General features: G+C 59.1%; 21 protein-coding genes and 1 pseudogene. 8 read left to right on the top strand and 14 right to left on the bottom strand.

Annotated elements, in window-relative coordinates; genetic code table 11:
* The first annotated feature begins 23 nt into the window (after nucleotides 1-23).
* The 3 genes and pseudogenes from L1C91_RS03315 to L1C91_RS03325 form a co-directional block, all read left to right on the top strand.
* A complete protein-coding gene (locus L1C91_RS03315) occupies nucleotides 24-797 on the top strand; it encodes a LysR family transcriptional regulator (RefSeq protein WP_234858013.1) in 774 nt (257 codons plus the stop codon).
* An 85-nt stretch (nucleotides 798-882) separates the two neighbouring features.
* Entirely contained in the window at nucleotides 883-1473 is a 591-nt protein-coding gene (locus L1C91_RS03320) for an LGFP repeat-containing protein (RefSeq protein WP_234858014.1), read from the top strand.
* Between the two features lie 89 nt (nucleotides 1474-1562).
* Nucleotides 1563-1730, top strand: a pseudogene (locus L1C91_RS03325) (GNAT family N-acetyltransferase); the annotation flags it as partial.
* Nucleotides 1731-1797: 67 nt separating this feature from the next.
* Here L1C91_RS03325 and L1C91_RS03330 read toward each other — a convergent pair.
* Genes L1C91_RS03330 through L1C91_RS03355 form a run of 6 tightly spaced genes read right to left on the bottom strand, consistent with a single transcriptional unit; the run spans nucleotide 1798 to nucleotide 7662 of the window.
* Nucleotides 1798-3372 (bottom strand): MDR family MFS transporter, encoded by a 1575-nt coding sequence (locus L1C91_RS03330; protein ID WP_268836288.1) that lies wholly within the window; start codon nucleotides 3370-3372, stop codon nucleotides 1798-1800.
* A complete protein-coding gene (locus tag L1C91_RS03335; protein ID WP_234858015.1) occupies nucleotides 3372-4028 on the bottom strand; it encodes a TetR family transcriptional regulator in 657 nt (218 codons plus the stop codon). Before L1C91_RS03335 ends, L1C91_RS03330 begins: the two co-directional genes overlap by 1 nt.
* 56 nt (nucleotides 4029-4084) lie before the next feature.
* Complete coding sequence (locus tag L1C91_RS03340; protein ID WP_234858016.1) at nucleotides 4085-4969, bottom strand: biotin-dependent carboxyltransferase family protein; 885 nt, start codon at nucleotides 4967-4969, stop codon at nucleotides 4085-4087.
* A gap of 23 nt (nucleotides 4970-4992) precedes the next feature.
* Nucleotides 4993-5649 (bottom strand): 5-oxoprolinase subunit B family protein, encoded by a 657-nt coding sequence (locus L1C91_RS03345; protein ID WP_234858017.1) that lies wholly within the window; start codon nucleotides 5647-5649, stop codon nucleotides 4993-4995.
* Complete coding sequence (locus L1C91_RS03350; RefSeq protein WP_234858018.1) at nucleotides 5646-6374, bottom strand: 5-oxoprolinase subunit PxpA; 729 nt, start codon at nucleotides 6372-6374, stop codon at nucleotides 5646-5648. Before L1C91_RS03350 ends, L1C91_RS03345 begins: the two co-directional genes overlap by 4 nt.
* A gap of 13 nt (nucleotides 6375-6387) precedes the next feature.
* Complete coding sequence (locus L1C91_RS03355) at nucleotides 6388-7662, bottom strand: NRAMP family divalent metal transporter (protein WP_419178701.1); 1275 nt, start codon at nucleotides 7660-7662, stop codon at nucleotides 6388-6390.
* Between the two features lie 125 nt (nucleotides 7663-7787).
* Here L1C91_RS03355 and L1C91_RS03360 point away from each other — a divergent pair, with 125 nt between their 5' ends.
* Nucleotides 7788-8561, top strand: coding sequence for a GntR family transcriptional regulator (locus L1C91_RS03360; RefSeq protein ID WP_234858019.1), 774 nt, complete (start codon nucleotides 7788-7790; stop codon nucleotides 8559-8561).
* A gap of 125 nt (nucleotides 8562-8686) precedes the next feature.
* Here L1C91_RS03360 and L1C91_RS03365 read toward each other — a convergent pair whose 3' ends face one another.
* Both L1C91_RS03365 and glpX read right to left on the bottom strand, forming a co-directional pair.
* Nucleotides 8687-10084 (bottom strand): class II fumarate hydratase, encoded by a 1398-nt coding sequence (locus tag L1C91_RS03365; RefSeq protein ID WP_020975999.1) that lies wholly within the window; start codon nucleotides 10082-10084, stop codon nucleotides 8687-8689.
* A gap of 250 nt (nucleotides 10085-10334) precedes the next feature.
* Nucleotides 10335-11291, bottom strand: coding sequence for a class II fructose-bisphosphatase (glpX, locus tag L1C91_RS03370; RefSeq protein ID WP_234858190.1), 957 nt, complete (start codon nucleotides 11289-11291; stop codon nucleotides 10335-10337).
* A 258-nt stretch (nucleotides 11292-11549) separates the two neighbouring features.
* Between glpX and L1C91_RS03375 the strand changes: the two genes are divergently transcribed.
* Nucleotides 11550-12182, top strand: coding sequence for a DUF4245 domain-containing protein (locus L1C91_RS03375; protein ID WP_234858020.1), 633 nt, complete (start codon nucleotides 11550-11552; stop codon nucleotides 12180-12182).
* A 6-nt stretch (nucleotides 12183-12188) separates the two neighbouring features.
* Here the strand turns inward: L1C91_RS03375 and L1C91_RS03380 are convergent, their stop codons facing one another.
* Complete coding sequence (locus L1C91_RS03380) at nucleotides 12189-12473, bottom strand: exodeoxyribonuclease VII small subunit (RefSeq protein WP_234858021.1); 285 nt, start codon at nucleotides 12471-12473, stop codon at nucleotides 12189-12191.
* Between the two features lie 29 nt (nucleotides 12474-12502).
* Nucleotides 12503-13750 carry an exodeoxyribonuclease VII large subunit gene (gene xseA, locus L1C91_RS03385; protein WP_234858022.1) on the bottom strand — a complete coding sequence of 416 codons (1248 nt, stop codon included), beginning with the start codon at nucleotides 13748-13750 and terminating at the stop codon, nucleotides 12503-12505.
* Between the two features lie 81 nt (nucleotides 13751-13831).
* Here xseA and L1C91_RS03390 point away from each other — a divergent pair, with 81 nt between their 5' ends.
* Nucleotides 13832-14791, top strand: a complete 960-nt coding sequence (locus L1C91_RS03390) for a 4-hydroxy-3-methylbut-2-enyl diphosphate reductase (RefSeq protein WP_234858023.1) — start codon at nucleotides 13832-13834, stop codon at nucleotides 14789-14791.
* An 85-nt stretch (nucleotides 14792-14876) separates the two neighbouring features.
* Here the strand turns inward: L1C91_RS03390 and L1C91_RS03395 are convergent, their stop codons facing one another.
* The 4 genes from L1C91_RS03395 to L1C91_RS03410 form a co-directional block, all read right to left on the bottom strand.
* Entirely contained in the window at nucleotides 14877-15683 is an 807-nt protein-coding gene (locus L1C91_RS03395) for a DUF6542 domain-containing protein (RefSeq protein WP_234858024.1), read from the bottom strand.
* Between the two features lie 54 nt (nucleotides 15684-15737).
* A complete protein-coding gene (locus L1C91_RS03400) occupies nucleotides 15738-16940 on the bottom strand; it encodes an AI-2E family transporter (protein ID WP_442872263.1) in 1203 nt (400 codons plus the stop codon).
* 115 nt (nucleotides 16941-17055) lie between these two features.
* Nucleotides 17056-17223 carry a methionine/alanine import NSS transporter subunit MetS gene (metS, locus tag L1C91_RS03405; protein WP_020976007.1) on the bottom strand — a complete coding sequence of 56 codons (168 nt, stop codon included), beginning with the start codon at nucleotides 17221-17223 and terminating at the stop codon, nucleotides 17056-17058.
* Nucleotides 17224-17226: 3 nt separating this feature from the next.
* Complete coding sequence (locus tag L1C91_RS03410) at nucleotides 17227-18852, bottom strand: sodium-dependent transporter (protein WP_234858026.1); 1626 nt, start codon at nucleotides 18850-18852, stop codon at nucleotides 17227-17229.
* Nucleotides 18853-19168: 316 nt separating this feature from the next.
* On the opposite strand from L1C91_RS03410, the gene ychF reads away from it, so the two are divergent.
* Together ychF and L1C91_RS03420 are read left to right on the top strand one after the other, a co-directional pair.
* Nucleotides 19169-20248 (top strand): redox-regulated ATPase YchF, encoded by a 1080-nt coding sequence (gene ychF, locus L1C91_RS03415; protein WP_234653305.1) that lies wholly within the window; start codon nucleotides 19169-19171, stop codon nucleotides 20246-20248.
* A gap of 115 nt (nucleotides 20249-20363) precedes the next feature.
* Nucleotides 20364-20645: a type II toxin-antitoxin system RelE/ParE family toxin gene (locus tag L1C91_RS03420; RefSeq protein WP_234858027.1), complete on the top strand. Its 282-nt coding sequence runs from the start codon at nucleotides 20364-20366 to the stop codon at nucleotides 20643-20645.
* Nucleotides 20646-20647 lie beyond the last annotated feature (2 nt).

The raw sequence follows: 20647 nt of genomic DNA on the forward strand, positions 1-20647 counted from the left end.
CACTCACGGTAGCATGAATGCCCATGGACGCCAGGCTGAAGCTCAAATTTTTCTATGTCACCGGTACCGCCCCGGGAAAGTGGATGGAAAGGTTTAGCGAACGCACTGAGTATCTTTTAGATGCCCACGAGTCCGCCGATCCTTTGGCTGTGTTGCTTGACCCCCGCGACGTCATTGATGAGAGCGCATGTAGCGATGACGCCGTGACTGCTGTGTTGGTGCGTTTGCCGGATGAGCGCATCACCGACGACATGCACGTGGTGCGTTTATATGAGGAGAGCCCCGGTGTGGCGGTGCCTAAGGACCATGAATTGAGCCTGCTTAGCATCATCACGCCCCAAGATTTGCAGGAGCTTGGTGACGCCGCGGGGGTGCTGTTTGAGGGTTACGGTCCGGTTGCTGTGGGGGAGGTCAAGGCGCAGCTGGATCTGGTGGCGGCTAACGTCGGGCATGTGATTGCGCCGCGGCCGCTGCTGAGGCGGTTGAACGTGTCGGGCACTGTGCATGCGGACTATGCGGGCTCTGCCGCAACACCCGTGGCTTTGGTGTGGTTCAAAGACGATGACTGCGACATGGTGCAGGATTTTGTGGGCATTGCCCGCGGTAGGAAGCAGTCCAGCTCGCGCATGGCCAAAGGGGCTGGCACGAAGGTGGGGAAGGCGAAGGAACCGGGGAAAAATAAGTCGAAGGCTGTACGTTGCGGCGGGAGAAAAACCCCGAACGGGAGGACAGTCAAGGCTTCATTAAAGGGGAAAGGTGGCGGACGTCGCAGAAAAAATCGCTCCAACCAGGGGTAATAATGTGCCGCGTGGTGTGCTTTTCGGGCTGCCGAAGTGCTACCGTAGCTGTGTAGGTTTTCTTTTAAGAGGAAGTTGGTATCACATGAACACTCGTCTCGTTGCTGCAGCTGCTGTGGTCGCATTGTCCCTCGGAGCAGTTGCTTGCGCCAGCGACGATGCAACCAAGGTGAAGGACTCCGCAACCTCCGCAGCTGAAGCTGCAACTTCGGCAGCCAAGGACGGCGCTGACGGCGCTGCCGACAAGGCTAAGGAAGCCGGCGAAGCTGCTGGTGACAAGGCCGCCGACGCCCTCGAAGGCATGGCTGAGGTCACCGATGCTCAGGGTGCAACCGTCAAGATCCCCGCACAGGCTAAGGCACTGTGGGAGAAGATGGGCGGCGCTAAAGGCCACCTGGGTGCCATCACCTCTGTCACCGACCGCAACGAAGGCAAGGAAGCCATTGTTGAAACCGAGGGCGGCCAGAAGATCGTCTACTCCAAGGACACCGGCGCACACATCGTCCAGGGCATGATCGCTGAAACCTGGATGAGCGAAGGCGGCCTGGATGCCCCCGTCGGTCTGCCCACCTCTGATGAGCAGACCGTCGACAAAGGCTGGACCCAAGAGTTCAGCAACGGCAGCATCTCCTGGCTCAGCGATGACCAAGGCATCTTCTCTGCAACCGTCAGCTAACACCTGATCACAGCAGCAAACACCAACCATCCCCGCTTCGGGGAGGTTGGTGTTTTTCTCTATCCACCGGTTGCTTAAACTTAGCCCCCATGGCCGACTTCACCATCCGCCCTTTGCGGCAGGCAGACTTCCCCCAGGTCCAAAAAATCTACGAGACGGGACTGGAAACAGGGCACGCCACCTTCGAACTGCGCGCACCCACGTGGGAAGAATTCTCCCGCGCAAAGATCATGGACACTGTCTTCGTTGCTGCCCAAGCCCACTAACCCCGCGCCGGTGGCAAACCCGGAGGGCTAGCGGCTTGAGCTACAGCCGCTAGGGGCTTTAAGAGATTGTCTCCTTGAGGGAATCCTCGCGGACGAACATCAACAGCACCACAGTCACAATCGACAGCGGAACCAGCATGAGGAATACCGGAGTCAGTGCATCGTTGTAGGAAATATCGATAGCCTGACGCAGGGGGTCCGGCAATGAAGCAACAATGCCGGGGGTCAAGCTGGATTTCCCATGGCTCATCAAATCGCTAAACTGTGCGGCCTCGGGCCCCATGGTCTTTAGCGCGGCCGGCACGTTTTCGCTCAAACGCTGGGTCAGGTTAGAGACGAATATGCCACCAACGAAAGCCGAACCAACAGCGCTGCCGATCTGGCGGAAGAAGTTGTTGGCGGCGGTAGCGGTGCCGACCATCGTGATCGGGAACGAGTTTTGGACGATGAGCACCAGGATCTGCATCGCAGCACCCAAACCGAAGCCGAACACGAACAGGCACACCCCGACGTGGACCAGGCTGGAGCTGGCCTCGAGCTGAGACAACAGGAGCAGTCCGAAAGTTACGACCACGAGGCCTGCGACCGGGAACCACTTGTAGCGGCCTGTGCGCGAAACAATGTTGCCTACCACGATGGAGGTGCCCATCAGGCCCGCCATCATGGGGATCATCATCAGGCCCGCGTTGGTCGGCGTCATGGAATGCACCATTTGTAGATAAGTGGGGATGTAGGCAAGAGCGCCGAACATGAAGATGCCGACAAACAGGCCTGCGATGGTGGTGAGGGTGAAATTGCGGGTGGCAAACAGCTGCATCGGGATGATCGGGTTAGAGGCTTTAAGCTCGGTAAAAACAAACAGTGCACTAAACACAGCCGCACTGATGCCCAGCAGGATGATCCGGGTCGAGCCCCACGGGTACTCATTACCGCCCCAGGTGATCAGCAAGATGATTGAGGTAGTGGCAATGGCCATCGTTGCCATGCCCAACCAGTCGGTGGCGCCAACAGCCCTGCGCTTCGGCAGCTTCAAGAACACCGCAATGCCAGTCAGCGCAATGATGCCCAAGGGCACGTTGAGCCACATGCCCCAGCGCCAGCCGGGGCCGTCAGTAAACCATCCACCCAGCACTGGGCCCAACACGCTGCTCATGCCAAAGACCGAGCCCATGACGCCCATGTACTTGCCACGCTGACGGGCAGGCACGACGTCAGCAATAATCGCCTGCGACATGATCATCATCCCGCCACCAGCGATACCCTGCAGTGCGCGGCAGATAATCAGAATCGACATTGACGTCGCCATGCCGCCGACGATCGAACCCACAATAAACAGGCTGACGGCAAACATGAACAAGCCCTTGCGGCCAATCATGTCCCCCACCTTGCCGAAAATAGGCAGGGCGATCGTCTCGCCCAGAAGGAAGGCGGTGATCACCCAGGTCATGTGCTCGACGCCGCCGAGGTCGCCGACGATGGTGGGCAGGGCGGTGGAGAAGATCATCTGTCCCAGGGAGCTCATGAGCATCGTGAGCATCAGGGCAGTGAACACCAGGGCCACGTTGGGTTTGTGCGCGACCGTCTGCGAGTCGTTGGTGTCGTTTTTATCGATGGTTGCAGTTGCGTTGCTCATCAGTTGGCGTCTCCTTGGTGTGCGTTGGTGATTAGCGTGTGTAGGTGTGTCAGTGCGAAGTGGCAGCTGCGGCGGAGGGAATTATCGGAGGCGTCGTCGCCTTCGGCCCAGCGGTGGAAGCCCAGTTTGATGCAGTTGCTGGCCAAGCTTATCCAGGTGTCGGCTTCGGCTTCCACGCTCAGGGCATCCAGTTGGCGCTGGTCGGGGTGGGCGTTGAAGTACACGCCCAGTGCCTGCTTGTAGGACTTGTGCGCCTCGATCAGCTGAGACATCCGGGCCACGCCCAGTTGGGGGCGTTGGGTGAGGATCTGCTTGCGGCGTTTGCGCACCTCGGGGCAGGTGTAGCCGTAGCCTTCAATAAAGCCGTCCACTATGAGATCCACGATCGACGCCAACAGGGGAGTGTGGACGTCGCGCGCGAAGGCGTGGACTTCGTCTTCGCTCAGGGGAGTGGGCAAGGGGCCGAGGACAGCGGTTTCCTTGCTGTCGACGTAGTTAAAGAAGGTGCGCTTGGATATTTCTGCGGCCTGGCAGATGTCTTCTACGGTGACGCCATCAAAGCCGCGGTCGAGGACCAGCCGGGTGGCGTGTTCCTCGATGGCGGCTTTAGTTGCGCGGCGTTTGCTTTCACGCAGGGTGAGGTTGGGGGAATTCACAAAAAGTAAACTTACTGCAAACTTTCACCCGGTGCAAAAATTTACTTAGTGAAGTTCTACGCCTGCCTGCGGCGAAAGCGAACCAGATCACCCGGAGCCAATTGGGCACACCTATCCGACGAACGCCCACTCAACACACCAATCACCGGATAACCACCGGTCACCGGATGATCCGGACCAAAAATCACCGGATGCCCATTCGGCGGAACTTGAATCGCACCACGCACAGTGCCCTCGCTAGCAAGCTCCTGATCAATCACACGCTCCAAAGGATGCGCCGCAGCAAGACGCACACCTACACGATTCGAATCCGAACCCACCGTAAACGTCTGCGAACACAACGCGGCAGGATCCCTAAACCACCCATCGCGCGGACCCATGATGACCTCCAGTTCCACGACACGCTGCCCGGCACGCCACAGGGGAGTGAGCTCCCTCAGCACAGGATGCCACCCAGGCTCCGCCACCCATATCGCTAGAACATCACCCTCCCGCACAGGGGCCGGGCCAAGGCCACTCATCACATCCGTACTACAGCTGCCCAACATCTTTGCCCCCTGCACGCCCCCACGCACGCCCACATAGCCGCGCATGCCAGCAGAAAACATCCCAATGTTGATGCAGTCACCCTCCGCGACGTCAATAACCCTATTGCTAAACAACCTGCGCGCAGGGTGCCCACTGGAAGGAAACACCGTCACCGAACACGCCACACCAGTGACAATCAGCGTCGCAGCACGCAACGCCCGCAACTCCAACCCACCCATCAGCACTTCCAGTACCGCACAGTCGGGATCATTGCCCACCGCATGGTTGGCCCGCGCCGCCGACAAACGATCAAAACTGCCAGAGGCGCACACACCCACCGACGCAAACCCCGGCCGCCCCCGATCCTGAATAAGCGTCTGCGGCCCTGTCGCAATCACCTCGAACGTATCCACGCCCTCGCACCTATCCACGTTCATCAGACACGCCCCTCAGCATCAACAAAACGCACACCCATCCCCGGAGCCAACAACGCCGGCGGAGTGCGATCAACATCAAACAACACAGCATCCGTACGGCCAATCAACTGCCAACCACCCGGCGAGGCATTCGGATACACGCCACTAAACATGCCCGCCAAACCCACCGACCCAGCAGGAATCTTCGGCCGCGGAGTCTCACGCCGCGCAACCTCACGCCGCTCACCCTGCCTCACAAGGTAGAAAAAGCCCGGCGCAAAACCCCCAAACGCCACCTGCCACACCTGATCCTGATGCCAGCGGACCACAGCATCCACGCTGATGCCGAAACTGTCCGCGACGTCATGAAGATCCGGCCCATCGTAAGTCACCGCGATCTCCTTAATTGATGACGTCGCGGGGGCCTGGGCCGCAGCACGCGGCGACAATCCAGACACAAAAGCGACAACATCGCGCACCCGCGTGGGATCGCACACAACAAGCAGCGTCTCTGCAGCCGGCACAACATCAACAACCCCCGCCACCCGGCCGGAATCCACCGCGGCGCCAATCTGCGCCGTCAGGTCCAACACACAATCCAACACTTCAGAACCCGGCGGGCAACTGCTTGCCACATCGACGATGAACGCGGACTCGCCGCACGCACGAACCCTCATCGAAGACCTAACGCATCCAACTGCTCAGCCACGCGACGAGCCAACTCAACCGCCGCGGGATTATCCCCATGCACGCACAAGGAATCCGCGTGCACAGACACAGCTTGGCCATCCACGGACGTGATCGACTCGCCCCGGGCAAAGGCCACAGCCTGGGCCACAGCGGCCTCCGGATCATGCAACACAGACCCAGGCTGGCTTCGCGACACCAACCGCCCCTGCGCCGTATACGCGCGATCGATGAAAGCCTCCTCGATCACCTCGATGCCGCGCTCGCGAGCCCACTCAGTGGCCTCACACCCCGCCAACAACATAATCGGCATGTCCTCCGGCAAACCATCAAACACAGCCTCCGCCTGGGGACGATCCCACGCAATGCGGTTATACAACGCACCATGCGGCTTCACATACGACACAGCCGTGCCCGCGCGCCGGGCACACGCCTCAAGCGCACCAATCTGATACAGCGTCTCCGCCGTCAGCTCTCGTGGCGCATAGGCCATATCGCGACGGCCAAACCCAGCCAAATCCCGATAACCCACATGCGCACCCACCATGACGCCGCGCCGGGCAGCCTCAGTGCAGGTATCGATCATCGTCGCAGCATCACCGGCGTGAAAACCACAGGCGACATTAGCGCGGTCGACAACAGCGAGCATCGCGGCGTCATCACCCATAGGCCACAGGCCGAAACGCTCGCCCAGATCCGCATTCAAATCAACCATCGAACAACTACCTTTAAGCGCTGAGCAAAGCCCACATCGGCTGGAAAGCCTTGACCGCCAAGAACCACGCAATCGCCAGGGCAAACAAACCGACGGTGATCAACCACTTCGGGTAGCGGTAGCCCTTGAGCAGATCCTTCGAGCGGAACAACGCCACATAAAGCGTCAACGTAAAGCCCACGGGCAAAACCAGGCCGTTGAAAGCGCCGGCGAAGACCAACAGCTGCTTAGGCGCAGTACCGATAGCGACGAAGGCGGCGCAGGAAATCACGATGAACACGATCGTCACGACATTTTGAGTAAAACGCTTGTCCGGACGCTGACTGACCAGGAAGGATGCGCTGGTGTAGCTCGCGCCAATGATCGAGGACAAAGCGGCTGCCCACATCACCATGCCGAAGAAACGGAAACCAACCTCGCCTGCAGCGATACGGAATGCGGCGCCGGCGGGGTTAGCGTCACCGGTCAGATCGCTCGTGCCGGCTGCCACCACACCCAGTACAGCCAGGAACAGCACGATGCGCATGATGCCCGTCAGGATGATGCCCGTGACCGACGAGCGGCTGACCTGACGCACGTGCTCGGGGCCGGTCTGGCCGGAATCCAACAAGCGGTGCGCGCCGGCGTAGGTGATGTAGCCACCCACAGTGCCGCCCACCAGGGTGGTCACAGCCAACCAGTTGTACTCGTCCGGTAACACCGAGCTGCGCAGAGCCTCGCCCACCGGCGGCTGGGATACGACCGCGACGTACATCGTCAGGCCGATCATCAGCACGCCCAGGCCAACAATCAGGTAGTCAAGCGCTAGGCCCAGGCGCTTGAGCAGGAAGAAGGCGATAGCGATGCCCGCGGTCAGCGTGCCGCCGACCTTCGCATCGACGCCCAGGAAAGCGTTGGTTCCTAGGCCGGCGCCGGCAATATTGCCGATGTTGAACACCAAACCGCCGACGCAGATGAGCAAGGCCAAAAACCATCCCAGGCCGGGAGCGACGCGGTTGCCCAATTCGCTCGCGCGCAAACCACTGATGCCGATGACTCGCCACACATTGAGCTGCACAGCGATGTCGATGATGATCGACGCAAGGATTGCAAAAGCGAAGGCCGCACCCAGCTGCGCGGTGAAGTTCGCGGTTTGGGTGAGGAAGCCCGGGCCGATGGCCGAGGTAGCCATGAGGAAGATGGCACCGAGCAGTGGACCCTTGGCCTTCTTTACGCCGTCGGCGGGGGAGTCGATGCTGGTCGTTGGGCCGGTTGTGGTTGCCGGTGGGGTGGGGGAGTGTTCGCTCAATGGCTTGCCCTTTCTGACAGTTGTTCCACCCCGTAGAGGGGGATTGTTGAACAATCTTGGTAAATTTCTGCCAAGTATAGGGGCTTGTGTCCTGAAGCACAATTAGATCTTGCTATGGTGTGCATATGACTACCCCCGCATCAGGCTCAAGCTCACGACGTAGCTCCTCCGCCGGAACCCCTGATTCGGCGGTCAACCAAGCAGTGGCAGCAATCTCCGAGGACATAGCCAGCGGCTTCTACCAGCCCGGCGACCAACTCATTGAACAAGAATGCGCACAGGACTACCAGGTCTCCCGCAACACCCTGCGCGAAGCATTCCGCATCCTCCAACGCCAGCAGTTACTTGTCCATCAACCCCACAGAGGTGTGTTCCTGCGTAGCTTCGACTCGGAAGCGACAGCAGAGCTCTACGTCTACCGCCGCTTTGTCCAACTCGCTGCCATCGACGCTTTCGCTTACGCCAGCGAAGACAAACAACAGCAGTGCATCGACACGATGATTGCCGCGTGCGATGCCGCGCACAATGCCCAAGCAGAAGGCGATTGGCGGACTGTGGGCACCCGCAACTCAGAAGTACACCTGGCACTGGTCGATGTCGCTGGTATTCCCAAACTGAGCGAGGACATGCGGATCATCATGGTCCAGTCGCGACTGGCATTTTTAAGTGCTGCGCACAGGGGAGACCTTGCCGCCACCCACGGGCCTTTCATAGACGGCAACCGTGAGCTCGCCAATGTTCTCACTGCAGTACAACAGGCGGCCAATACCAGTGAAGAGGCTAGGGACGCTGCCCGCAGGCAGGCCCGAGCATTCCTCCATGATTACCTCGACCGCGCAGAGCGCACAGTCATCGACTTGATTGAAGGCGGCAGCAGCGCACTGGGATTCCTGCGCTAGGCCCTGGACGGGAACGCCAGACAACCTCAGGAGGCATAAAAAGGTGGTGGCTTCCCGTGAAAATGGAAGCCACCACCTGGTGTCTATCCGACCTGCGTCGAACTACGACGTAGGTCTACATGGTTCTACTTGTCGCGGTCGGTGTTGCACATAGCAAGCACATCGAGGCGCTTGTCGAGCTCTTCCTCGGTGAGCTTCTCGCCATCAACGAAGCCCAAGTCTATGACGGTCTGGCGGATGGTCTTGCCTTCCTTCAGAGCAGTCTTAGCGACCTTAGCGGCGTTTTCGTAACCGATGGCGGAGTTCAGCGGAGTCACGATGGACGGGGAGGACTCAGCCAGGTTCTTCATGCGCTCGGTGTTGGGCTCGATGCCATCAACGAGACGCTCAGCGAAGACGCGGGCGGTGTTGGCCAGCAGGCGAGCGGACTCGAGAACGTTGCGGGCCATCATCGGGATGAACACGTTGAGCTCGAAAGCACCCTGGGAACCAGCGAAAGCCACACCAGCATCGTTGCCGATCACCTGTGCAGCGACCTGGGTAGCGGTCTCGCACAGAACCGGGTTGACCTTGCCAGGCATGATGGAGGAGCCGGGCTGCAGGTCGGGCAGGTGGATCTCGCCCAGGCCGGTCAGCGGACCGGAACCCATCCAACGGATGTCGTTAGCGATCTTGTTCAGGGACACTGCGATGGTGCGCATCGCGCCGGAGAACTCAACCAAGCCGTCACGAGCAGCCTGAGCCTCGAAGTGGTTCACGCACTCGCGCAGCTCCTTAACATCGGTGAGGTTGACCAGCTCGGCCACGACCTTAGCGCCGAAATCAGCAGGGGTGTTCAGGCCGGTGCCGACAGCGGTGCCACCAATCGGCAGCTCACCCAGGCGGGGCAGAGTAGCCTCGACGCGCTCAATACCAGCTTCGATCTGGCGGGCGTAGCCGGCGAACTCCTGACCCAGGGTGACCGGAACAGCATCCATCAGGTGGGTGCGGCCGGACTTAACGACGTTCTCCCACTCCTTAGCCTTGTTTTCCAGGGAGGTCTGGAGAACCTTTAGGCCGGGGATCAGATCGGTGACAGCAGCCTCGGTTGCAGCAACGTGGGTTGCGGTGGGGAAGGTGTCGTTGGAGGACTGACCCATATTGACGTCATCGTTGGGGTGAACCTCAACACCAGCCTGTGCACACAACGAAGCGATCACTTCGTTGGTGTTCATGTTGGAGGAGGTGCCGGAACCGGTCTGGAACACGTCGATCGGGAATTCAGCATCGTGCTTGCCCTCAGCGACAGCCTTAGCAGCGGTGATGATGGCATCGGCCTTTTCTGCGGGAAGCAGGCCACGGTCCTTGTTGACCTGTGCGCAGGCGGCCTTCAGCAAGCCCATAGCGCGGATCTGCGCGGACTCCAGGCCACGGCCGGAGATTGGGAAGTTTTCAACAGCACGCTGGGTCTGTGCACGCCATAGGGCGTCGACGGGGACCTTCACTTCGCCCATAGTGTCGTGTTCGATGCGGTACTCGGTCATAAAAACCACCTTAAAAGTTGGTGAAAGCGTTGTGTTGTAGAAAGCCTCAGTGAGGCACCGCTTTCAAGTATGGCTGATTTTTTTCCCGCTGGCATCGACAGAAGATAGTGGCCACCCCCTAAAGGTGGTGGCCACTATCTTCCAGCCAACAGCCGGGTGCGAAAAAGGAGGGGTTCGTCGGCCGCTAATGCCCTGCGGCGACGAACCCCTCCCACATCACAGCGACCAGACAAGCGATCGCTCGGGGTACTTAGGAGTAATCGACTACCGAGTATTCCTGCAGCTTAGCCAGCTGGTGGACGGACTCAATGTAGCGGATGGTGCCCGAACGAGAACGCATGACCAACGAACGGGTCGTGGCTCCATTCTTGCGGTAGCTCACGCCGCGCAGCATGTCGCCATTGGTCACGCCGGTTGCAACGAAGTAGCAGTCGTCGCTGGTCACCAAGTCATTGGTGGTGAGCACACGATTGAGGTCGTGGCCCGCATCAATAGCCTTCTGAGCTTCCTTATCAGAGGTGGGGGCCAGTTTGCCCTGGATTTCGCCACCCATGCACTTCATAGCGCAGGCAGTGATGATGCCCTCAGGGGTGCCGCCGGTGCCCATCATGATGTCAATGGCGTTGGTGTCCTGCGCTGCAGCAACAGCGCCCGCGACGTCACCATCGCTGATCATACGAACTTTGGCGCCAGCCGCACGAATATCGGCCATTAGCTGGTTGTGGCGGGGACGATCCAGCACAACAACCGTCACGTCCGAAGGTGCAATGCCCTTAGCCTTGGCGACATTCTTGATGTTGTACTCCACAGGAGCCTCGATGTCGATAACCCCCACGGCCTCCGGGCCGACGGCAATCTTCTGCATGTAGAACACAGCGGAAGGGTCGTACATGGAGCCACGCTCGGCGGCTGCCAGGACCGAAATAGCATTCGGGCGGCCCTCAGCCATCAGCGTGGTGCCGTCAACCGGGTCAACAGCGATGTCAACCTCTGCGCCAACACCGGTACCAACGCGCTCGCCGTTGAACAGCATCGGGGCTTCGTCCTTCTCGCCCTCGCCGATCACGACAACACCGTTCATATCAACGGAATTGATCAGCTTACGCATGGCATCAACAGCTGCGCCGTCGCCTTCGTTCTTCATACCGCGGCCAACCCACCGGCCACTGGCAAGCGCGGCGGCCTCGGTCACGCGGACCAGCTCCATCGCGAGGTTACGGTCGGGGGTTCGGGAATCAGTGTGTGCAGAAAATGCGTCGTTCTGATTGTTCACAGCTCTTGTGCCTCCTGAGGCATTGCTACATGGTGATATAAAACGAAGGTTTAAAAACCATCCCCTTAATTGTGTCACTTTCTTGGCGATTGCGCGCCGCTTTGAAAATAAAAACCCAGGTGCGTTCCTGACCCTCTACCCGCCAATGGGTGTGCTCTCAAGCACACGGTGGGGTGTGGGATACTGGGACACGTGGCTGAAAACAAACCCCGCATTTTCCAAGGTGGCAAAGACATCACCATCTCCCTGGTGGTCATCATCGTATTCATGGCTTTCGCCGTCGGATTCACCGGCATGTGCAGCTTCAACCCAGGAGCCCCCGAGAACGGGCCCGTTCATGAGGTCGACGCACCAGCTGTCGTGTCCATGGAGTCACGCGCCATGGCCTTTCCCCTGCGATACCCTGATGTGCCCGAAGGATGGATACCGAATTCTGCGCGCCGCATGGGGCTCAACAACCAACCAGCGGTGGTCGTCGGATGGGTAACCCCCAATGCAACCTACGTGCAGCTCACCCAAACATCAGCCGACCTAAAATACGCGCTCGAACATATCGACCGTCACGTGCGCACCCTCGGTGAGCCAGTAGACATCGACGGCCAGACCTTCACCACCTACACCTCCGATGACCCCACTGCAGGCGAGGCCTGGGGCACCGACTTAGGCGACGTCAGAATTATTATCTCCGGCGGTGGAACCGAGGAAGACTACCGCACCATGGCGAAAGCGATCCTCAAGGCCGCACCCATAGACAACATCGACACCACAGACAACACAGACAACTCTGGGGCTTCCGAAAGCATAGCCACCCCCGCGAGCAACTAGCCCGAGCTAGCCTTCCCCGAACTCCTCATCGGCCTCGGGATCATCTTCTTCAGCCCCAGCCACCTGCTCAGCCAAAGCCGCAGTGATGCGCTGCTTAGCGCCATCCAAGAAGCCCTCGCATGCCTTGGCTAAGGCTTCTCCGCGCTCCCAATAGGCCAAAGACTCATCCAAAGACATCTGCCCCAGCTCCAAAATGCCCACAACCTCGGCGAGTTCAGAACGAGCCTGCTCGTAAGACATCTGTTCAATGGGGTCAAACGTGGGGCCAGTGGAAGATTTTTGGGTCGACATGCCAACCATCCTAATAACTAAAACGACAACTAATCCGCTGGTGTCACATTAAGAACCGCAGCGCCCATGGAACCATCACCGACGCGGACCCTCAACTGACTACCCGGTGCCACATCCCCGATAGAGGTCACCACCGAATAAGCATCAGCGCCCCGCTGCTTCGGCGCATCAGGATCGCGCACTTGCACCACCGCGTACCCGCGAGCAAGCGTAGCTGCAGGACCCAAAGCCTTCACGCGAGCCCGCAGCGACGCGACGTCATTACTCTGGGACTCCACCAAAGACACAACCTCCCGGCGCAGCCGACGACGCCACCCATCCAACTCCTCCGCATGCCGATGGATAGGCGTATACGGATCCGCCAACACAGGACGCGACGCCAACTGGCCCACATAATCAGCCTGATTATTGACATAGCCCACCACCGCCTGGCGCCCCCGAGCACGCAACTGCTTCACCAACTCGCGCTCCGCCAACACATCCGGCACCACACGCTTAGCAGCATCCGTTGGGGTAGCAGCACGAACATCCGCAACATTATCCAAAATCGGATTGTCAGGCTCGTGACCAATCGCCGACACAACCGGGGTGGAACAAGCAGCCACAGCGCGCTGCAACGCCTCCTCCGAAAACGGCAGCAAATCCTCAACGCTGCCGCCACCGCGCGCGATAATGATGACGTCGACCCCCGCGGCGTCATCAAGAATCTTTAAGGCCTTCACAATTTCCGGAACCGCCGAAGGGCCCTGCACGGCAGTATTGATTACCTCAAAGTCGACCTCGGGCCAACGATCCCGCGCAACAGCCAACACATCCCGCTCTGCGGCAGAACCACGGCCCGTGATCAAACCAACCCGGCGAGGAAGAAAAGGCAGCGGCTTTTTACGCTCCGGGGCAAACAAACCCGCCCGGGCAAGGGCCTCCCGCAGCGCATTAATTCGGGCCAACAACTCGCCCATACCCACACGGCGAATCTGCGTAACCCACAAAGAAAAACTGCCCCGGCCAGCATAAAAAGCAGGCTTGCCATAGACCACCACGCGGTCACCATCAGACAGGTCCATATCCCGCAACAACGAGGACGGGCACGTCAACTGCACACTAGCCTCGGCCTGAGGATCACGCAGCGTCACATAAGACAACTTCCACGACGGCTTGTAATTAATCTGGGCAAGCTGCCCCTCAACCCACACATGCCCCAGACGCTCAATCCACTGCTTCACCCGGGTGTTTAAGTCCCGCACCGGCCAAGGAGACTCGGGGGTGGTATCGCTCACAGTGGGCGCCTTCCTTTCGAAGAAGTTACGAGTGCCTCACCAGTGTAGGTAAAACCAGCGCGAGACGTTAACCTAGACGTCATGACAGACACGGCGAAGAAAGTCCTTTTGGCCGCGCCCCGCGGATACTGTGCCGGCGTAGACCGGGCGGTGGAAACCGTGGAACGAGCACTAGAAAAATACGGTGCCCCCGTCTACGTGCGCAAAGAAATCGTCCACAACCGTTATGTGGTGGACACCCTGGCCGAGCGCGGCGCCATCTTCGTCGATGAAACCACCGAAGTTCCCGAAGGCGCCCACCTGGTGTTTTCCGCCCACGGTGTCAGCCCCGCCGTGCACAGCGAAGCCAAAGAGCTGTCCCTTCACACCCTCGACGCCACCTGCCCGCTGGTGACCAAGGTGCACAACGAAGTCAAGCGTTTCGCGAAGGCCGGCTACCAGATTCTGCTGATCGGACACGAAGGCCACGAAGAAGTTGAGGGCACCGCCGGTGAAGCCCCCGATGTTGTTCACCTCGTCGATGGGGTAGAGGGCGTTGAACGCTTGGAGTTCTCGGACGATGACAAGCTGATCTGGTTGTCGCAAACCACCCTGTCTGTCGACGAGACCATGACCATCGTGCAGCTGCTCAAGCAGAAGTTCCCCAACTTGCAGGATCCGCCGAGCGACGACATTTGCTACGCCACCCAGAACCGCCAAGTGGCAGTCAAAGCAATCGCGCCCCAGTGCGATCTGGTGATCGTCGTGGGCTCGCAGAATAGCTCGAACTCTAAGCGGCTAGTGGAGGTCGCCCTGCAAAATGGTGCCGCCGCAAGCTACCTTGTGGATTACGCCCACCAAATCGAACCCGAATGGCTCGAAGGTGTCAACACTATTGGGCTTACCTCCGGCGCATCCGTCCCGGAGATTCTGGTGCAGGGCGTACTCGACCTCGTAGCCGAGCATGGATTTAATGACGTCGAGACCGTTACCACCGCAAGCGAAAAACTGGTCTTTGGCCTTCCGCGCGAACTCCGCCCAGCTGACCGATCGAAGCGATAACCGGACGCAGAGCACAGTCCCTGGACATAGGTGAAAGCCGGACGCATTGGTGAGCGTCCGGCTTTTGTTCTATCTCTGGTGTGTATTAGCGGCTGTCGCGCCGGCTATCCCGGTAGCGAGGAGCATCGCGACGTTCGTCGCGCGGACGGTACTCGCGATAAGCAGCGCTACCTTGGGTGCGCGGGGGCCGCGTTCGGGGAGTATCCCCGCCTAGTCGGGTGGTCTGCTGGCGGTCAACAACAACCCGGCGCTCTGCCGAAGCGCTGGCGCGGCGTCGTGAAGAATGCGTAGCGCCCCGTGTGCGCAGCAGTTCGTCGACTGTGACCTGTTGTGGGCGCTCGCCACGCGCGCGGCGGGTACGCACACGGGTTGTCGCAGCAACATTCGCCCTGTCTGCCGACTGTTCTTTTCTGCGGGCTCGGGCCAGAGCAGCGGCGCGTGCCCGCGCACGGTTACGGGCGGCCAAATAGCGCAGCAACCCGATGAAACATACCAGCAGCGTGACGATCAACAGCGCGGGGAAAAACACAGCCAGTGGGTACACCGCAGCGACCATGTCTGCGCGGACCAACGAGCCCTTTGACGCGTCCGGAGCCATGGAATCCGATACAAACCATGACGCCACGGGGGTTGCGAAAGCGAAGAAAATGGGCACGCATGCTGCGAAAATGCTTAAGCCACGGACCTCAACTAGAAGGGAAGTCAGTAGCGCACCAACAGCGAAACACGCGAGGTATTGCCAGCCCAGGTCAGAGCCAAGGACGCTGAGAAGCGCACCGGTAGCCAACGTGGCGATCAGAATCGATAGGGCAGACCACAGCGGTATGCCAAAACCACCGGCCTTGCGGGGCTGGGGAGTGGGGCGCGAAGCGCGCGCTGGCTGTGAAGTCACAAAACGTTATGTTAGCCCATCGGGGGCTAAATCACCCGTAGCAGTCGGCCGAAATTATTCATCTTTGGAGCATGCGGCTTCGGATCGAGCGGGTGTGGTGGGAAAAAGCTCAGAAAAAAATTCCGGGTCCGACACAAACTCCACCTCTTCAGGTGTTCGCGCCCCGGTTTTCAGATCAATCATGTCGCCAATGAAGCGCAGCAGCACAGCGACCATCGCGGCGACCGGCACAGCAAAAAACGCGCCGAGGATCCCAAAAAGGGAACCGCCGATAGTGACGGACAACAGCACCACGGCCGGGTGAAGATTCATCGCCCTTGACTGCAACAGCGGTGACAAAATGTTGCCTTCGAGCTGCTGCACGGCAACAACGATCACCAGAACAACAATGGCGGCGGTCAGTCCCTTAGCCACAAACGCCACCATGACAGCCAGCGCGCCGGCAACGAAAGCCCCAACGATCGGGACGAACCCCGCAAAGAATGTCAGCATTGCCAGAACCAGAGCCAGTGGAATCCCCATGATGACAAGGCCAAAACCGATAAACGCGGCGTCAACAAATGAGACGATGGCCTGAGCCCGGATGAAGCCCGACAAGGTGACCCAGCAGCGGGCGAGTAGTTCCCTTAAAGGGCCCCCCGCACGTCGGCCGACCACAGAGTTAAGCCAGGGCAGGAAGCGGTCCCCATCTTTAAGGAAAAAGAAGGTGAGAACCAAAACAATACCCACGTTGACGACGATGCTCGATGCCTTACCCAAACCGGCGAACAGGCGCTCGGCGATAGTGCCCGACTGATTTTGCAACCAGGCTGTGCCGGAGGCGAAGTAATTGTTGAGGTCTTCATCGTGTAGATTCAGCGGCGGGCCTTGCAACCACAGTTCCATGCGCTGGATCCCCTCGAACCCTTGAAAATATAAGCCGGGCATCTGCTGTGCCACACTCGGTGCGATGAAAGCGAAGAATGCCCCCACCACTCCAACACTGCCGAGCAAAGTGATCAGAGCGGCGACCGCACGCGGCAGTTTGAGCCGGCACAGCCACTGCGTGGGAGTCCACAGCACGGTGGTGACGATGATCGCCAAAGCGACGGGCAGGATGCCACGCCAGAATTTACCCAATAACAGCCAGGTGACATAGGTGCCTGCCAGGATTACCAAGATGCGCAGAGACCACCACGCGAGCTGTTTTAAACCCTCAATGATGACGCCGGTACGGTCGTGTGGGTGAGCGTGTGACGCGACGTCAGCATCGTGCAGTTCATCGACTGCATGCGGGTTAGAAGACAACACGCCCCCTATTGTGCCACTACACAATAGGGGGCGTGGATTAGCAACACCCGGTAGCCGTGCGCGGTCGGCCGGGTGAGAAAGGTTAGTGTCCTTCGTGGGCGATCAGTGCGTCGTCCGTGGCGTAGTCATTGCTACCCAGCAAGCCGGACTGCTCATCCGGGTGGCGGCGCAACGTGGCGATCGAAGCAGCGAGGCCACCCCAGATCACAACCATGAACAACACCATCATCATTACGGCAATACCACTCATGGTTTAGGCCTCCTTCGTTGCGGGAACGGCATCCCCATTGTCGGGAACGTACTTTTGCGGGCGCTCCACGCTGAGCTCCAAGGAATTGGGGTCGACACCGAAGTCCGAGCCGGGCGGGCCCTGCAGCGGCTGGTTACCCTTCCACGGCGTCACAGAGAGCATGAAGGAACCGAGTACGACGACAGCCAGAACACCCCAGCCGTAGAGCAGTACCTGGGTGTGCGAGTAGCCGCCGTAGGGCTCCTTGATGAGGGAGATGAGCTCCTGCAGCAGGGTGTAGCCCAGGACGATGGTCGTGATGTTCACGACGCAGATACGCCAGATGGTGCCGACCTTGAAGGAGGAGACAGCGTTGAGGTGGAGGGCAAGCTCGTCGATGCGGCGCAGGATCCAGTCGATCACGACGATGGAGACCAAAGCGATGGCGACGATGCCAACGTTGTTGGTGAACTTGTCCATGATGTCCAGGGTGATCAAGCCCGAGGTGGTGGAGAACAACGTCAGGGAGAGCAGAGCCATCGCAACACCAACACCGATGGCGGCAGTCTTGCGCTCGAGATTGAGCTTGTCCTTGACACCGGAGACAACGACCTCAAGGAGCGAGAGCAGGGAGGTGAATCCGGCGATGGTCAGGGAGCCGAAGAACAGGGTGCCGAAGATGGCGCCCATTGGCATGTTGTTGATGATGGTCGGGAACGCGATGAACGCCAAGCCAATTCCGGAGCTCACGACCTCATCCACGGCAACGTTTTGCTGGTTAGCCATGAAACCCAGAGCAGCGAAGACGCCGATACCTGCGAGCAGCTCGAAAGAAGAGTTCGCGAAACCAGTGACCAGGCCGGTGCCGGTCAGGTTAGTGCGGGGCTTGAGGTAGGAGGAGTAGGTCAGCATAATGCCGAAGCCGACAGATAGGGAGAAGAAGATCTGACCGTACGCTGCGACCCAGATGCTCGGGTCCTTCAGAGCTTCCCAACGCGGAGTAAACAGTGCATCGAGGCCGATGCTCGCGCCCGGCAGGAACAGGGCAGCGATGACAACAATTAAGAAGAGGACGGTCAGGATCGGCATGAAGATCTTTGACGCGCGGCCGATGCCAGAGTCAACGCCCATCGCCAGAACGAGGATAGCGACGATCCACACGACGGCCAAAGCGACCGCGATCTCAGGAACGATCGAGGTGGAGAAAGTCTGGGAACTGTCCATCTTGAGGAAGGACTTGAAGAAGTAGTCCTGTGGTACCTCGCCCCATGCCTTGTTCAGCGACTTGACGGTGTAGAGGGCTGCCCAAGCGATGATGGCTGCGTAGTAAATGGTGATGAAGAAACAGATGCCTGTCTGAATCCAACCAACCGGTTCTGCCCAGCTCTTGATGCGGCGGAAAGCCAGGGGGGCGGAGCCGCGGTAGCGGTGGCCCAGTGCGTAGTCGAGGAAGAGCAGGGGGATACCTGCGGTTAGTAGCGCTAACAGGTACGGAACGAGGAATGCGCCGCCGCCGGATTCATACGCGACGTAAGGGAAGCGCCAAATGTTGCCCAAGCCCACAGCTGAGCCGATAGCGGCCAGCAAAAATGCCATGCGGGATGAGAACACTTCGCGGCGCTCAGGGCTTGAAACTTCCTGTGCAGCCATGGTCGAAGACCTTTCACTTTAGAAATGAACGATATGTGTATTTTTGCGCAGACCGCGGGGTGGTGCGGAGTGTACCCAAGCGCGAATCTCACTGGCCATGGTGAGGGTGTTCACAATCTAGGCCTGAAAGTGAACACATAATAACAAAAGGTGGTGGAATAGCCCCCCATGGTTGCCCCCGGTGCGACCCGGCTAGTGGTGTGGGGCCAGCGTTGCTGTACCCCGAGGTTGGACCGTCGTAGAAAAGCAGGTTATGGGCGGGCGGTCGAGTGGGCTATAGACATCTATGGTCAGCTGGCTGATAGTATTAGCGCCCGTGAGCCTTACTCTTGGAATTGTCGGTCTGCCCAATGTTGGCAAGTCCACTTTGTTTAACGCACTTACCCGCAACGATGTTCTTGCGGCTAATTACCCTTTCGCAACCATCGAGCCCAACGTTGGCCTCGTCGAGCTGCCTGACTCGCGACTGTCTAAGCTCGCCGAGATCTTCGGCTCGGAGCGCATCTTGCCCGCAACCGTCTCCTTCGTCGATATCGCCGGCATCGTCAAGGGTGCGTCCGAGGGGGAGGGGCTTGGAAACAAATTCCTAGCTAACATTCGCGAAGCAGATGCAATCTGCCAGGTAGTGCGTGCATTCGCCGATGGCGACGTCATCCACGTCGATGGCCGTGTCGATCCGCGCAGCGACATGTCGGTTATCGAGACCGAGCTGATCCTCGCCGACCTTCAGACCATCGAAAAGGCACTGCCGCGTCTGGAAAAGGAAGCAAAGAAGGACAAGTCCAAGGCCTCAGAAGTAGAGGCAGTTAAAAAGGCCCAGGCAATCCTCGAAGACGACCGCACCTTGTTCGCTGCGCAGTCTGAAGTTGACCTCGCAGCTCTGCGTGAACTTCACTTGCTGACTGCAAAGCCGTTTTTGTACGTATTCAACTCCGACGAAGCCGTGCTGACCGATGAGGCCAAGAAGGCGGAACTCCGCGAACTGGTAGCTCCGGCCGACTGCGTGTTCCTAGACGCCAAGACGGAGACCGAACTGCTCGAACTGGACGAGGAGGAAGCCGCAGAGCTTCTAGAGTCTGTCGGTCAACATGAGCCCGGCTTGCATTCGTTGGCTAAAGCAGGCTTCGACACCCTCGGATTGCAAACCTATTTGACGGCAGGCCCCAAGGAAGCGCGTGCGTGGACTATCCACAAGGGTGACACCGCGCCCCAGGCAGCTGGCGTTATCCACACCGACTTCGAGCGTGGATTTATTAAGGCTGAGATTGTGTCCTTCGATGATCTTGTTGCCGCCGGTTCCATGGCGGAGGCTAAGGCCCAAGGCAAGGTGCGCATGGAAGGCAAGGACTACGTGATGGCTGACGGCGACGTCGTCGAGTTCAAATTCAACGTCTAAGTGATCGCCTAGTCCATCCAGTCGAGCACTGACTCGAGCTGCTCCTGCACTGATCGCTCTAGGGTTAACGCACAGCGTTATTGACGCGAAGAGTTATGTTTGGCATGATTATTTTGTGATCAGATCATTTGGTAACCGCGACACGGAGCTTGTGTGGCTGCGCGAACCGGCTCCAAAGCTTGATCCAAGGATTCATAGAGTTGCTAATCGCAAGCTTCAGTTCCTGGACGCTGCAACCTCCTTGAATTCCCTGAGAGTTCCGCCGGGGAATCGGCTTGAGGCTTTGAAAGGGGACCGAAAAGGTCAGTGCAGTATACAGATCAACAGTCAATGGAGGATTTGCTTTAACTGGACTGAGGCAGGCCCAGAGAACGTGATCATTGAGGATTATCATTAAGG

It is taken from the genome of Corynebacterium argentoratense, assembly GCF_021491455.1.
GTDB lineage: Bacteria > Actinomycetota > Actinomycetes > Mycobacteriales > Mycobacteriaceae > Corynebacterium > Corynebacterium argentoratense_A.

Bases quoted from the DNA above. Each gene is read 5' to 3' on its own strand.
- L1C91_RS03315 (WP_234858013.1), top strand. From the start codon at position 24: ATGGACGCCAGGCTGAAGCTCAAATTTTTCTATGTCACCGGTACCGCC.
- L1C91_RS03320 (WP_234858014.1), top strand. From the start codon at position 883: ATGAACACTCGTCTCGTTGCTGCAGCTGCTGTGGTCGCATTGTCCCTC.
- L1C91_RS03330 (WP_268836288.1), bottom strand. From the start codon at position 3,372: ATGAGCAACGCAACTGCAACCATCGATAAAAACGACACCAACGACTCG.
- L1C91_RS03345 (WP_234858017.1), bottom strand. From the start codon at position 5,649: ATGAGGGTTCGTGCGTGCGGCGAGTCCGCGTTCATCGTCGATGTGGCA.
- L1C91_RS03350 (WP_234858018.1), bottom strand. From the start codon at position 6,374: ATGGTTGATTTGAATGCGGATCTGGGCGAGCGTTTCGGCCTGTGGCCT.
- L1C91_RS03360 (WP_234858019.1), top strand. From the start codon at position 7,788: ATGACTACCCCCGCATCAGGCTCAAGCTCACGACGTAGCTCCTCCGCC.
- L1C91_RS03365 (WP_020975999.1), bottom strand. From the start codon at position 10,084: ATGACCGAGTACCGCATCGAACACGACACTATGGGCGAAGTGAAGGTC.
- glpX (WP_234858190.1), bottom strand. From the start codon at position 11,291: ATGGAGCTGGTCCGCGTGACCGAGGCCGCCGCGCTTGCCAGTGGCCGG.
- L1C91_RS03380 (WP_234858021.1), bottom strand. From the start codon at position 12,473: ATGTCGACCCAAAAATCTTCCACTGGCCCCACGTTTGACCCCATTGAA.
- L1C91_RS03390 (WP_234858023.1), top strand. From the start codon at position 13,832: ATGACAGACACGGCGAAGAAAGTCCTTTTGGCCGCGCCCCGCGGATAC.
- metS (WP_020976007.1), bottom strand. From the start codon at position 17,223: ATGAGTGGTATTGCCGTAATGATGATGGTGTTGTTCATGGTTGTGATC.
- L1C91_RS03410 (WP_234858026.1), bottom strand. From the start codon at position 18,852: ATGGCTGCACAGGAAGTTTCAAGCCCTGAGCGCCGCGAAGTGTTCTCA.